This window comes from Myxococcus vastator (assembly GCF_010894475.1).
Classification (GTDB): domain Bacteria; phylum Myxococcota; class Myxococcia; order Myxococcales; family Myxococcaceae; genus Myxococcus; species Myxococcus vastator.
In genome coordinates, this window is the sequence record NZ_JAAIYB010000209.1 from 1 (window position 1) to 13,763 (window position 13,763).

Here is a 13,763-nt window from a genome sequence, read left to right on the forward strand (position 1 = left end):
GGTTGGGGGCGGGCGCGGCCGTGTGCCTGACTCGCGGCGGCGAGGTGTGCGGGATGCTCCAGGTGCTGCGCGCGCCAGGGAACCCTTTCGACGAGCGGGACCTGCGCCTGCTGGGCACGCTGTCGGAGTTGCTGGTGACGCTGCTGGAGCAGCGCCGGCTGCGGGCCGAGTCCTCGCGCCAGCTGGCCGAGACGCGCCTGCTGCTGGACCTGGCGCGCACCACGTCCGGCGTGCTGGAGACGTCGAGCATCCTGGACGTGGCCGCCGACTTCCTCGTCCGCCTGCTGGACGTGTCCAACTGCTACATCCTGCTGTACGACGAGAGCGCCCGGTTGCTGCGCGGCGCCGCGGCCTCCATCGCGCACCGCGACTTCTTCCGCACGGTGGTGCTGCCCCTCCACGGGGACGGCCTGACGGCGCGCGTGGCGCGCGAGCGCAGGCCCATCGCGGTGGAGGACGTGGCCGCCGCCGACGGCGGCTACAACCCGGAGCTCGCGCACCGCTTCGACGAGAAGGCGCTGCTGGCGCTGCCGCTCACCTCGCGCGAGGAGCTCATCGGCGTGGTGGTGGTGGACGACACGCGGGGCCCGCGCGCCTTCGGTCCGGAGCTCATCGAGCTGGCGGAGGCCACGTGTGGCCAGCTGGCGTTGTCCATCGCCAACGCGCGCCTGTACGAGTCGCTGTGGGCCAGCTACGCGGAGCTGGCCGCCACGCGCGCGGAGATGGTGAAGCGCGAGCGGCTGGCCGCGCTGGGCGAGCTGTCCGCGATTGTCGCCCACGAGGTGCGCAACCCGCTGGGCGTCATCTTCAACGCGGTGGCCTCGCTGCGCCGGCTGTTGGTGCCGGGCGGGGACGCGGCCATGTTGCTCGACATCCTGGGGGAGGAGAGCGACCGGCTCAACCGCATCGTCGGTGACCTGCTGGACTACACGCGTCCCAGGGACCCGGTGCTCCAGCAGGAGGACCTGGGGCGCGTGCTCCAGGACTCGCTGGAGGCCGCGCGGATGCAGGGCGGCGGCGCGGACCGCTCCATCCGCATCCAGTCCGACGTGGAGCCCGGCCTGCCGCCGGTGCCCATGGACCGCCGCCTCATCCGCCAGGCGCTGGTCAACGTGGCGGTCAACGCCATCCAGTCCATGCCGCAGGGGGGGCTCGTGCAGGTGCGCGCGCGCCGTGAAGCCCACGCGGGGCGCGAGCAGCTGCGCATCGACGTGGTGGACCAGGGCCCGGGCATCCCCGCCGAGCTGCTCCACCGCGTCTTCGAGCCGTTCTTCACCACCAAGGCCCAGGGCACCGGCCTGGGGCTGGCCGTCGTCAGGCGCATCCTCGAGGAGCACCGGGGCGAAATCGCCGTGGACAGCATCCCGGGGCGCGGTACCACCTTCACCTTCCGGCTGCCGCTCTCGCAGCCCCCGTCCTTCCCATGACCGACGCGAACACTCCGCCGACCCGAGGACGGCTCCTCGTCGTGGACGACCAGCGCAACATGCGCGCCACCACCGCCCTGTTGCTGCGGGCGGAGAACTACACCGTCTTCGAGGCCGCCACGGGCGAGGAGGCCCTGGCCCAGCTCGCCAGCGGCAGCATCGACCTGCTGCTGACGGACTTGAAGATGGAGCCCATGGACGGGCTCACCCTCCTGCGGCGCGCGATGGAGGTGGCGCCCCGGCTCCAGGTCATCATGATGACGGCCTTCGGCTCCATCGAGAGCGCCGTGGAGGCCATGCGCCTGGGGGCCTACGACTACGTCACCAAGCCCTTCAAGGAGAGCGAGCTGCGCTACCGCGTGGAGCGCGCCCTGGAGCGCGCGCGCCTGCTGCGCGACGTGGACAACCTCACCACCGACTTCAACCAGCGCCACGGCCTGTCCGCGCTGGTGGGGCGCAGCGCCGCCATGCGCGAGCTCACCACGCGGCTCATGCGCGTGGCGCAGAGCGACGCCACCGTCCTCATCCAGGGTGAGAGCGGCACCGGCAAGGAGCTGGTGGCGCGCGCGCTCCACGCGCACAGCCGCCGCAAGGCCCGCTCCTTCGTGCCCGTCAACTGCGCGGCCATCAGCGAGTCCTTGCTGGAGAGCGAGCTGTTCGGCCACGCCAAGGGCGCCTTCACCGGCGCGGTGAAGTCCCGCCGGGGCCTCTTCGAGGAAGCGGACGGCGGCACGCTCTTCATCGACGAGGTGACGGAGACGAGCCCCACCTTCCAGTCCAAGCTGCTGCGCGCGCTGCAAGAGGGCGAGGTCCGCCGCGTCGGTGAGTCCACCGCGCTGCGCGTGGACGTGCGCATCGTCGCCGCCACCAACCGGGACATCGAGCTGGAGGTGCGCGACAAGCGCTTCCGGCAGGACCTCTATTACCGGCTCAACGTGGTGGCCCTCCGCGTGCCGCCCCTGCGCGAGCGCCTGGAGGACGTGCCCGCGCTGGCGGAGCACTTCCTGGAGCGGGCCAATGCCCGCAGCCCCAACCCCAAGCGCCTGTCCGCCGCCGCCGTGGCCCACCTGATGAGCTACGACTTCCCCGGCAACGTGCGCGAGCTGGAGAACCTGGTGGAGCAGGCTGCCGCGCTCGCGGAGGGCAACGAGCTGCTGCCCGAGGACTTCCCCGTGCGGCAGGGCCGCATGACGCCGGCCCATGGCACCCCCAGCGTCGCCTTCCTGGACGGACAGGGCGGGGCGCTCGGGCGCAACGCCAGCGCGGGGCCCACGCTGGCCCAGGTGGTGGAGGAGGCGGAGCGCCACGCCATCACCCAGGCGCTGGAGCGGCACGGGGTGGACCTGGCGCGAGTCGCCGATGAGCTCGGCGTCTCCTCCACCACCCTCTGGCGGAAGATGAAGCGGCTCAACCTCCGGCCGCCCAGCGAGCTGGCCCGGGAATAGCCCTGGAGTAGGGTGAAGACTCACCCCTGTAACTTTCCCGCGGCCATGGATTCAGATCCGAAATGGACGGGTTCATAGGTGAAAAAGACAAGCGGCTGAATTTGCTCAACTTTTTCAATTCTGAAACTCCATTGCAGCCATGAAATGGAGCCGAGGGGCGGGGCCAACGTCAGGCAGTGCTTCAAGTGCTTGAGAAAACTAGAGTTTCTCCCTGGGAGGCGACTGGCACGGCGACTGCTAAGAGAATACGCGGGACACATCGAAGCGAGGCTGAAGGCGGTTCCCCCCCACCCCTTCAGCACTTCCGGTGAGTCACCTTGAGAAGACCCGCGGCCCGGCACCTCTTTGGGGTGTCGGGCCGCCTTCTTTTCCGCGTTTGCAAGCCGAGTCAGTTCGCGACGAAAGGAAGCGCAGGTGGGTTCATCTGCATCTCAGTGGGTGCTGCGTCCCGGTCGGCTGGAAGACCACGCTGTCTTCGCCCGGCTCTTTCTGGAGCTCGGGGTGGATGACCCCCCGCCGCCTGAGCCGGTATGGGCGGCGGAGCTCGCCCGGCGCTCCCTGTTCGCGGAAGGCCCCCAGGGCATCGGGGCCTACGCCGTGACGGAGACCCTGGGGGACTTCGGGTTCGTGGTGCAGCTGGTGGTGGCGCCATCCGAGCGGGGGCAGGGACTGGGGCGGAGGATGATGACGCACCTGGCCGAGCACCTTCGCGCACAAGGGTGTACCCGCTGGGTCCTCAACGTGAAGCGAGACAACGCCCCCGCGCTGGCGCTCTACACCTCGCTGGGCATGCGGCCGGCGCGCGAGGCCACCACGCTGCGGGTGACGCGGGCCCACCTGGCGGCGCTCCCCGCCGCGTCCCCGGACGGGGCCGTGGTGCCGGTGACGCTGGAGGACTGCGGCGCGCTGACGGAGGCCTTCGGGATGATTCCCGGCAAGCTGGTCGGCTTCGCGGCCAGTGACTCGCACCGGCTGCTGGGGCTCGTCGACCTCCAGGCCCCTGCACGCCGGTGGTTGGGGATGATGGACCTGCGCTCTGGGCCCCTTGTGTATCCCTTCTTCGCGGCGTCTCCCGCGCAGGCGCGGACACTGCTCGAAGATGCCTTCGGGCGGCTGGGGGCGGGTGTGTCCGCCCTGAATGTCTCGGTGACGGACGACGCGTCCCTGGTGCGCCTGCTCCGCGAAGCGGGAGCGCAGACGCGCCTCGAGACGCTGGAGCTTCGTGGGTCGTTGGTGGACGCGGCGCCCTGATGGATTCTCGGCCAGCCGAAAACACGACGCCCGCCCGGGCACGAAGCCGGGGCGGGCGGGGTGTGACAGCGGAGGTGGGCGGCTACTGGCCGAAGATGCTGCTGGCCTGCTCCAGCCACCCCATGATGGGGCCGGGGATGATGCCCAGAATCACGACCGCCGCGGTGGACAGCACCAGCGCCAGCTCGGTGGACCAGCTCTTCTCCAGCGCCTGCGCGCCCTCCGGCACCGGCCGCATGAACATGTAGACGACCACGCGCAGGTAGTAATAGACGCCCGCCGCGCTGGAGAGCACGCCGACGATGGTGAGGCCGATGAGGCCCGCGTCCACGGCGGCCTGGAAGATGAGCAGCTTGCTCATGAAGCCGATGGTGGGCGGGATGCCACCCAGCGACAGCATGAAGGCCGCCATCGCGAAGGCCCAGCCCGGCTTGCGCTGCGCCAGCCCGCTGAAGCGCTCCAGGTCCCAGGCGGTGCCCTTCTCCTCGTCCTCGCGACGCTCCAGGACGGAGACGATGGCGAAGGCGCCCACCGCGCTGAACGTGTACGCCAGCAGGTAGTAGAGGATGCCGCGCAGCGCCTCCGCGCGGGCCAGGTCCAGCGGGGTGCCGCCCGTCAGCGCGGACGCACCCAGCAGGCGGAACTGCTCGCCCGGGCCGGTGACGAAGAGGGCGGCCACGCCCACCAGCAGGTAGCCGGCGTGGGCAATGGACGAGTACGCCAGCATGCGCTTCACGTTGCGCTGCGGAATCGCCAGCAGGTTGCCTGCCACCATGGTGAGGAAGGCCAGCACGGAGAACAGGGTCAGCAGCATCGCCGGGTCCACGCCCTTGCCCACCATGAAGAACACGCGGACCATCGCCGCGAAGGCGGCCGCCTTCACGCCCGCGCTCATCAGCGCGGTGACGGGCGTCGGCGCGCCCTCGTAGACGTCCGGCGTCCACATGTGGAACGGCACCGCGGCCACCTTGAAGGCGAAGCCCGCGCCCACCAGGATGATGCCCGCGTACACCAGGCCCGGCTGCGACGACAGGGCGGTGGACAGCGGACCGGCCATGGCCGTCAGGTGGGTGGTGCCGGTGGCGCCGTACAGCAGCGCCGCGCCGTAGAGCAGCACCGCGGAGGAGAAGGCGCCCAGGATGAAGTACTTGAAGCCCGCCTCGCTCGGCCGCGTGCCACGCCGCAGGTACGACGTCAGCGCGTAGGTGGCGATGGAGAGGACCTCGATGTTGATGAAGAGCGTGATGAGCTCGTTCGACATCGCCAGCAGGCTCATGCCCGCCGTGGCGAACAGCATCAGCGCGTAGAACTCACCGCGCTCCGCGCCACGCTTGCGCAGGAAGCTCACCGAGCTCAGGGTCGCCAGCGCCAGGCCCACGCACACCACGAAGGTGAGGAAGCTGGAGAAGGGGTCCAGCACGCCGAAGCCGAGCATCACCTCCTGGGGCGGCTCGAACATCGTCGTCAGCGCCACGGCGCCGGCCGCCACCGCCGTCGCCACGGTGAGCACCGCCTGGTACGAGCGCGACGCCGTCGTGGAGAGGAACACCTCCGACAGCAGCAGGATGGAGGCACCCACCACCATGATGATGGTGGGCAGCAGCGGGAGGAAGTCTGCCAGGCTGAGATTGGGCAGGGTCATTGTCGGAAGCTCAGGCGGCTTACTGCCGCGGCGAGGGAACGGCCGGGGCGGCGGCCAGCGGAACGGGCGCGGACGGCGCGGCGACGACCTGTCGGGGCGGCAGGGACATCACCTCCACGCGGAGCCGGTCCTCCTGCAACGCGGCCCCCGGCGTGCCCACGCGGGCGCGGGCCAGGAAGCGGTCCGTGGACGGCGCGAGCCGGTCCAGGAAGGGCTGCGGCTGCAGGCCCATCACCGCCACCAGCACGATGAAGGGCAGCACCGTGAGGCCCTCGCGCAGGTTCATGTCCGTCAGGTGCTGGTTCTCCCGGTGGGTGATTCCACCGAAGAACACCTTCTGCACCATCCACAGCATGTAGGCGGCGCCCAGGATGACGCCCAGCGTGGCGAACCCGCCGAAGACCGCCGTCAGGTGCGCGTTGCCCGCGGCCTCACCCAGGTCGCTCTTGAAGGTGCCCAGCAGCACCAGGAACTCACCGATGAAGCCGTTGGTGCCCGGCACCGCGATGGAGGAGAAGGTGATGATGACGAAGGCCGCGGTGAACACCGGCATCACCTTCGCGATGCCGCCGTAGTCCGCCATCAGGCGCGAGTGGCGCCGCTCGTACAGGTAGCCGAACAGGAGGAACAGCGCGCCCGTGGACACACCGTGGTTGAGCATCTGGTACGCGCTGCCCGTGGCGCCCTCGGCGGTAATCGCCAGGATGCCCAGCATGCAGTAGCCCAGGTGGCTGACGGACGAGTACGCGATCAGCTTCTTGATGTCCCGCTGCGCCAGGCACATCAGCGCGCCGTACACGATGCCGATGACGGCCAGCGTGGCCAGGAAGGGCCGCGCCTGCTGCGTGGCCACCGGGAAGAACGGAATCGCGTACCGCCAGAAGCCGAACGTTCCCATCTTCAGCGTGACGCCGGCCAGAATCATGGAGCCTGCCACCGGCGCCTGGACGTGCGCGTCCGGCAACCAGGTGTGCAGCGGCCACATGGGGACCTTGACGGCGAACGCGATGGCGAACGCCCCGAACAGCCACGGACCCCAGGTGTGCAGCGTGGCGGCCAGGCCGGTGAGCGAATCACACGCGCCCGCGGGCCCCGCCGTGCAGGCGCTGAGCTGCCGGTTGGCGTCCAGCAGGCCGTTGTAGATGCTCGCGTAGTCGAACGAGCGGGCACCCACCGGCGCGCTGATGAAGTACACGGCGATGATGGCCACCAGCATCAGCAGCGAGCCGGCCAGTGTGTAGAGGAAGAACTTCACCGCCGCCATCTGCCGGTCCTCGGCGCCCCACACACCCACCAAGAGGTACATGGGGATGAGCATGGCCTCGAAGAAGATGTAGAAGAGCAGCACGTCCAGCGACACCAGCGCGCCCAGCATCGTCGTCTGGAGCACCAGCAGCGCCAGGTGGAACTCCTTGATGCGGAACTTGATGTACGTGGTGGACGCCAGCACCACCAGGGGCCCCAGGAAGACGGTGAGCAGCAGCAGGCTCACGGCCAGGCCGTCCACGCCAATGTGGTAGCTGGTGCCGAACATGTCGAACCAGCGCGCCCGGTACTCCAGCTGGAACTCCGGTCCGCCCGGCACGTACGCCATGTAGGCCCAGACCCCGAACACCAGGTCCAGCACCATGGCGATGAACGTGACGGTGCGAATCTGACCGTTCTCCCCGGCCGGCAGCAGCGCCACCAGCGCCGCGAACACCAGCGGCAGGAAGACGACGAGGTTGAGCAGGTGGTTGTCGACGAAGCTCATTGCATCACCTGGATGAGGGCGTAGGCCACCCCGCCCAGCAGGGCGATGGCCATCACAGCGGCGTAGGCCTGGGCGTCGCCCGACTGCACGTAGCGGAGCGCACTGCCCACGCGCGCCGTCACCCACGCCGTGCCGCGGACCGCCACGGTGTCGATGATGAGCGCGTCCACCACGCGGAAGAGGAGGAAGCTCATGAACTTCACGGGACGGATGACAATCAGCTCGTAGAGCTCGTCCACGTAGAACTTGTTGAGCGCCAGGGGGCGGACCGCGCGGATGAAGGCGGGGTCCGGCCGGCCCACGCGCGCGGGGAAGTAGCGCAGGTAGAGGAAGGCCGCCGCGCCACCACCCGCAAGGGCCACGGCCCAGGCCTTGAGGTAGTCAGGCACCACCTGCGGGCGGCTGGTGTCCAGCGCCACCAGCGTGCTGGCGTCGGTGATGCGCTTGGTCGCGCTGAACACCGGGCTCAGGAAGTTGTCGAGCACCGGCTGCGACGTCATGTCGAAGAAGTTGATGCCGAACGCGTACCGCGCGGCGACCACGCTCAGCACCGCGAGCACCACCAGCGGCAGGGTCATCTGCCAGGCGCTCTCATGGGCGTGCGCCACCCGGGCCTCCTTCGAACGGGGACCCTCGAAGGTGAGCAGGTACACGCGCGTCATGTAGAACGCGGTGGACGCCGCGATGAGCAGGCCCAGGTAGTAGACGAGGCTGGACACCCACTCCAGGCCCTGCAGGTGGTTGTGGTGCACGCCGTGCAGGATGGCGTCCTTCGAGAAGAAGCCGGACAGCGGGAGGATGCCGGTGATGGCCAGCGTGGCGACGAGGAAGGTCGCCCAGGTCCAAGGCATCTCCTTGCGCAGCCCGCCCAGCTTCTTGATGTCCGTCTCGTCGCCGTTGCCGTGCATCACGCTGCCGGCGCCGAGGAAGAGGCAGGCCTTGAAGAAGGCGTGCGTCATCAGGTGGAACACCGCCGCCCAGAAGATGCCCATGCCCACGCCCATGAACATGATGCCCAGCTGGGACACCGTGGAGTAGGCGAGCACCTTCTTGATGTCGTCCTGCGCGAAGGCGATGAGCGCCGCCAGCAGCGAGGTGAGCGCGCCGATGATGGCGATGGTCGCCATGGCGGTGGGGCTCAGCACCAGCAGCGCGGACATTCGACTGAACAGGTAGACGCCGGCGGTCACCATCGTCGCGGCGTGGATGAGGGCGGAGACCGGCGTCGGGCCGGCCATGGCGTCCGGCAGCCAGACGTACAGCGGCAGCTGCGCGCTCTTGCCCGCGGCGCCCAGGAGGAACAGCAGCATGGCCGCCGTCATCACCCCGCCGAAGGTGTAGCCCTCCAGGGGGCCCGCCTCGATGGGCGTGCTCAGGTCGACCTTGTCGGCGTTGCCATCCACCAGGCCCTCGGCCAGCTTCTCCAGGCCCTTGAACGTGACGGGGCCTTTCTTCTCCAGCGCGGCCGTGTAGTGATTCACGGTGGTGCCGGCGGTGTTGTAGTCCGCCGCGTTCGACTGCTGGGTGAAGGCGGAGACCAGCAGCACCAGCAGGAAGGTGGCGATGAGGAACGCGAAGTCACCGATGCGGTTGGTGACGAACGCCTTGCGCCCGGCCCACGCCTTGGCCGGGTCGTCGTACCAGAAGCCGATGAGCAGGTAGCTGGCCATGCCGACGCCTTCCCAGCCCACGAAGAGCAGGACCAGGTTGTCGGCCAGCACCAGCGTCAGCATCGCCGCGACGAACAGGTTCAGGTACGCGAAGAACCGCCAGTACGCGGCGTCGTGCTCCATGTAGCTGGTGGAGTACAGGTGGATGAGGAAGCCGACGCCGGTGATGATGAGCAGCAGGATGCCGGACAGATGGTCCACCATCAGCCCGAAGTTCACCCGGAAGTCGCCCACCGAGAACCAGGTGCCGTAGTCGTACGCGAGCGCGTAGCGCACGAAGTCCCGCTCGATGCCGAACGGGTTGGGGTAGATGGCCGCCAGCCGCCCCGTGTCGGGGTTGTGGTGGCTGCTCGCCCAGAACGCCAGCAGGCTGAGGACGAAGGAGCCGGCCACCGCCGCGCAGGCGACGAGCTGGACGTTGGCCCGGCCCATCATCTTGCCGAACACGCCGCAAATGAGCGCGCCCAGCAGGGGCAGCGCGATGATGAGCCAGAGCGAGGGCGCCAGGATGTCCGGCGCCACGGGTGCCGCCCGGAAGAATTCGACGAGAGTCATGACAGTGGCTCCTGGGGAGGCATCAGTGCTTCATCGTCCGGATGTCTTCCACCAGGACGCTGCCCCGGCTCCGGAAGACGGCGATGACGATGGCCAGGCCGATGGCGGCTTCCGCCGCCGCCACCGCGATGACGAAGAAGGCGGACACGTGGCCGAGGTCGTCACCGCGCATGCGCGCGAAGGCCACGAACGTGAGGTTCGCCGCGTTGAGCATCAGCTCCACGCACATGAAGATGACCAGCGCGTTGCGGCGGACGAGCACGCCGAACATGCCCATGCAGAACAGGGCGGCGGCAAGCAGGAGGTAGTAGGTGATGGGAACCATGGGCCGATTCGGGGCCTCGCGAGCGGCTGCCTGCGCCGCCATCTAGCACAGAAAAGTTGTCCGGAATGGGCGATCAGATTCGCGACTTGGCCACGACGACTGCGCCCACCATGGCCACCAGCAGCAGCAGGCTCACCGCTTCGAAGGGGAGCAGCCACTGGGTGAAGATGACCTGACCCAGGGTGGCGATGGTGCCGAAGGAGGCCTGGGCGTCCGTGCTCAGCGTGGCCGGGGCGGCGGGAATCTTCAGGAGGATGATGGCCAGGGCCGCGAACAGGCCCACCGTCGCCGCGCCGCCCGCGATGCGCGCCACCGTGGGCTTGCCGCGCGTGGGCGACTCTCCCAGGTTGAGCAGCATGATGACGAACAGGAAGAGCACCATGATGGCGCCCGCGTACACGAGCACCTGCATGACGGCCACCGTGTGCGCCCACAGCAGCACGTAGATGCCGGCCAGGAAGAAGAACGTGGACACCAGCGCCATGGCCGAATTGATGGGGCTGCGCGCGAAGATGACCGTTCCGGCCGACAGCAGCGTCAGGAGCGCGAACGCTCCGAAGAGGATGAGCTCGATGTTCAAGACCAGTCTCCGAACGAACCCCAGGGCTTGTCGCCGAACGGGCAGCGGTGCTCACGGATGTGGGCCTCGAACTCGTCCCGGAACCGCATGAGGAACGAGTGCGTGGGCAGCGCCGCCGCGTCGCCGAGCGCGCAGATGGTGTTGCCCAGGCCGATGGGCGGGTAGGGGGCAATCGACGACGCGACGTTGGACAGCATGTCGATGTCGCCCGGCTCGCCACGGCCCTCTTCAATCTTGCGCAAGAGGCGCGTCTGCCAGGGCGTGCCCTCACGGCACGGCGTGCACTGGCCGCACGACTCCTCCGCGTAGAAGCGGGCCACGCGCCACAGGCTGCGCACCATGCAGGTGGCGTCGTCCATGACGATGACGCCGCCGGAGCCCGCCATGGTCTGCTTCACCTTGAGGGCCTCGAACTCCATGGCCACGTCCAGCTCGTCCGCGCCCAGCACCGGCGCCGAGGAGCCGCCCGGAATCACGGCCTTCACCTTGCGGCCCGCGGGCATGCCCCGGCCATACTTGTCGTCGTAGATGAGCTCGGCGAGGGTCGTGAACATCGACACCTCGTAGACGCCCGGCCGGTTCACCGTGCCGGAGAGGCAGACGAGCCGCGTGCCGCCCGACTTGTCGGTGCCCAGCTTCGCGTAGGCGTCCGCGCCCTGCTGGAACACGGCGGGCACGCTGGCCAGCGTCTCCACGTTGTTCACCACCGTGGGGCAGCCGAAGAGGCCCACCACCGCGGGGAAGGGGGGCTTGAGGCGGGGCCAGCCCTTCTTGCCTTCCAGGCTCTCCAGCAGCGCCGTCTCCTCGCCGCAGATGTAGGCGCCCGCGCCGCGCACCAGGTAGCAGTTCAGCTCGAAGTCCTTGCCCAGGACCGTCTTGCCGAAGATGCCCGCCTTGTAGGCCTCGTCGATGGCCGCCTGCGTGCGCTCCGCCGGGAACTTGAACTCACCGCGCAGGTACACGTAGCAGGTGTGCACGCCCAGCGCGTAGGCCGCGATGGCGATGCCCTCCAGCATCATGTGCGGGTCGTCTTCGAGGATGTAGCGGTCCTTGAAGGTGCCCGGCTCGGACTCGTCGCCGTTGACCGCCAGGTACTTGGGCTTGGGGCTGTCCTTGGGGACGAAGCTCCACTTGAGGCCCGTGGGGAAGCCGGCGCCACCGCGACCGCGGAGGTTCGACTTCTTCACCTCGTCGATGATGGCGGCGGGCTCCAGCTGGAGCGCCTTCTTCAGCGCCTCGTAGCCCCCCCGCTTGCGGTAGCTGTCCAGGGTCCAGGACTGAGGCTTACCCCAGGCCGCCGAGATGATCGGTTCGATCGTCTTTGCCGTAGAGGCCATGTCGATGACGTCCTAAGCCTAAGAAGGGTGGGGGGAGGTTCAGCTCAACCGGGCGAGGATGGCATCCAGCTTCGCCTGGGTCAGGCTCTCGTGGTGATCCTCGTTGATCTGCAGGCAGGGCGCGGTGCCGCACGAGGCCAGGCACTCGGTCTCTCGCAAGGTGAACTTCTCATTGGCTTCACCCGCCTTGAGGCCCAGCTTCTCCTCCAGGTAGGCGAGCATCTTCTCCGCGCCCCACAGCGAGCAGGACAGGTTCGTGCAGACGTCGATGACGTACTTGCCCGGCTTCTTGAGGTGGTACATCACGTAGAAGCTGGCCACTTCCATGGCCCGCTCGGGAGTGACCTCCAGATGCTTCGCCACCAGCCGCAACCCTTCCGGGGGCAGCCATCCCTTGATTTCCTGGAGCAGTCGCAGCGCCGGGAGCATGCCCGCGCTTTTCCGATCCGGAGGGTAGTGGGAGATGATCTCCGCGATTCCCGCGTCGAACTTCTTCTGCTCTTCAGAGGTGAACAGGGGCTCCGCCATGGCGGGCCGGTACGTATTGCCCCAATGGCTACGTTGTCAACATAAACCCTCGAAGCTACACTGGGTTGCCATCAGCAAATTACCGAGCGATTTCAAGCCCTTGTTATGAACCCGGGTCCAGAGGACAAGCGCCAGCACCCCCGCGTCCCGGCTGTGCTGAGAGTGGACTACACGGACGGGCGCCAGGCCCGCGACGTGACGGAGAACCTGTCCCACGAGGGCCTGTTCGTCCAGACGGACCTGGCCTTCGTCATGGGGGACGAGGTCCGGCTCGCACTTTCTTTCCCGGGGCTGTTGGATCCGGTAGAAGTCAGCGGAACCGTGGCCTGGATGCGGCCAGCGGGCCCCGATCAGCCCGCGGGCGTCGGCGTTCGCGTGGAGCGCGAGCAGGACCGGCGGAAACTGGGTGACATCTTGAGTGCGGCAGGAGCAGACAGCCACGTGTCCCACGCAGAGCACGAGGGGTATCGTGTGCTCATCGTCGAGGACAACCCGCACATCATCGAGATGTACAGCTACGTGCTGAAGAAGCTGGCCAGCGGCGAGCTGCACGGGAAGGTCCCCCTGGAGGTCCACTTCGCGCCGGACGGGCACCACGCGCTGCTGATGCTGCGCGAGGACCGCTTCAACCTGGTGATGACGGACCTCTACATGCCGGTGATGGACGGCTTCGCCCTGGTGGAGCGGATGCGCGAGGAAGAAGCGCTGCGCGCCATCCCCATCATCGCCATCTCCGCCGGCGGCAAGGAGGCGCAGGACCGCGCCATGCAGCTGGGCGTGGACATCTACCTGCGCAAGCCGGTGCGTTTCGTGGAAGTCCTGGAGACGGTGAAGCAGCTGCTGCGCATCAAGTAGGGGCGCGTTTTACCGCCAGTCATCCGTTGAGCCACGGCGTGGGGACGGCATAGAGTCCCGTTCCCATGCAGAAGCCCGCCCTCAATCGCGACACCGTCAGTGGCGAGGCGCTGTTCATCCTCCGGAACCTGAGGGAGAACGGCCGTCTTGGTCGCTCGAACAAGCTGGCAGACGTGAAGGCCGCGCTCGAGCCCTCCGTGTCGCTCGAGTTCGACAACTACTTCTTCTTCCTGCGCAAGTTCCACTACATCGCCATGGACCGCGAGGCCCAGCTCAAGCTCACCGACCAGGGTGAGCAGGTGGCGGGTGGGGAGCTGACGGAGCGCTTCTCCCTGGAGGTCGGGGAGTTCTTCGCCGAGCAGCTGGCCGTCGCCGCGGACGCGCCCCTGGAGCTG

The 13,763-nt window shown here is 68.4% G+C and carries 11 protein-coding genes and 1 pseudogene; 5 read left to right on the forward strand and 7 right to left on the reverse strand.

The features are described from left to right. From G4D87_RS20725 to G4D87_RS20735, 3 genes are all read left to right on the forward strand, one after another. The coding region (locus G4D87_RS20725) for a GAF domain-containing sensor histidine kinase (RefSeq protein ID WP_163783796.1) at positions 1–1,427 on the forward strand (1,427 nt) is incomplete at its 5' end. Continuing rightward, positions 1,424–2,872, forward strand: a complete 1,449-nt coding sequence (locus G4D87_RS20730; protein WP_176412566.1) for a sigma-54-dependent transcriptional regulator — start codon at positions 1,424–1,426, stop codon at positions 2,870–2,872. The genes G4D87_RS20725 and G4D87_RS20730, both read left to right, overlap by 4 nt. Positions 2,873–3,310: 438 nt before the next feature. Then, positions 3,311–4,123 carry a GNAT family N-acetyltransferase gene (locus G4D87_RS20735; RefSeq protein WP_240358447.1) on the forward strand — a complete coding sequence of 271 codons (813 nt, stop codon included), beginning with the start codon at positions 3,311–3,313 and terminating at the stop codon, positions 4,121–4,123. 82 nt (positions 4,124–4,205) lie between these two features. On the opposite strand, the gene G4D87_RS20740 is transcribed toward G4D87_RS20735, so the two are convergent. The 7 genes from G4D87_RS20740 to G4D87_RS20770 all read right to left on the reverse strand — a co-directional run bounded on the left by G4D87_RS20740 (position 4,206) and on the right by G4D87_RS20770 (position 12,513). After that, the gene (locus G4D87_RS20740; protein ID WP_163783798.1) at positions 4,206–5,765 is read right to left on the reverse strand and encodes an NADH-quinone oxidoreductase subunit N; all 1,560 of its coding nucleotides are present in this window, start codon (positions 5,763–5,765) and stop codon (positions 4,206–4,208) included. 19 nt (positions 5,766–5,784) lie between these two features. Continuing rightward, positions 5,785–7,518, reverse strand: a complete 1,734-nt coding sequence (locus G4D87_RS20745) for a complex I subunit 4 family protein (RefSeq protein WP_163783799.1) — start codon at positions 7,516–7,518, stop codon at positions 5,785–5,787. Then, the gene (gene nuoL / locus G4D87_RS20750; protein WP_163783800.1) at positions 7,515–9,743 is read right to left on the reverse strand and encodes an NADH-quinone oxidoreductase subunit L; all 2,229 of its coding nucleotides are present in this window, start codon (positions 9,741–9,743) and stop codon (positions 7,515–7,517) included. The genes G4D87_RS20745 and nuoL overlap by 4 nt, the downstream gene beginning before the upstream one ends. A gap of 22 nt (positions 9,744–9,765) precedes the next feature. After that, positions 9,766–10,068: an NADH-quinone oxidoreductase subunit NuoK gene (gene nuoK, locus G4D87_RS20755; RefSeq protein WP_002638444.1), complete on the reverse strand. Its 303-nt coding sequence runs from the start codon at positions 10,066–10,068 to the stop codon at positions 9,766–9,768. 73 nt (positions 10,069–10,141) lie between these two features. Beyond that, positions 10,142–10,648 carry an NADH-quinone oxidoreductase subunit J family protein gene (locus G4D87_RS20760; protein WP_163783801.1) on the reverse strand — a complete coding sequence of 169 codons (507 nt, stop codon included), beginning with the start codon at positions 10,646–10,648 and terminating at the stop codon, positions 10,142–10,144. Next, entirely contained in the window at positions 10,645–11,985 is a 1,341-nt protein-coding gene (gene nuoF / locus G4D87_RS20765; RefSeq protein ID WP_163783802.1) for an NADH-quinone oxidoreductase subunit NuoF, read from the reverse strand. Before nuoF ends, G4D87_RS20760 begins: the two co-directional genes overlap by 4 nt. 39 nt (positions 11,986–12,024) lie before the next feature. After that, complete coding sequence (locus G4D87_RS20770) at positions 12,025–12,513, reverse strand: NADH-quinone oxidoreductase subunit NuoE family protein (protein WP_013935738.1); 489 nt, start codon at positions 12,511–12,513, stop codon at positions 12,025–12,027. Between the two features lie 105 nt (positions 12,514–12,618). Here G4D87_RS20770 and G4D87_RS20775 point away from each other — a divergent pair, with 105 nt between their 5' ends. Further along, complete coding sequence (locus G4D87_RS20775; RefSeq protein ID WP_163783803.1) at positions 12,619–13,368, forward strand: TIGR02266 family protein; 750 nt, start codon at positions 12,619–12,621, stop codon at positions 13,366–13,368. Positions 13,369–13,433: 65 nt separating this feature from the next. Further along, positions 13,434–13,763, forward strand: a pseudogene (locus tag G4D87_RS20780) (serine/threonine-protein kinase); the annotation flags it as partial.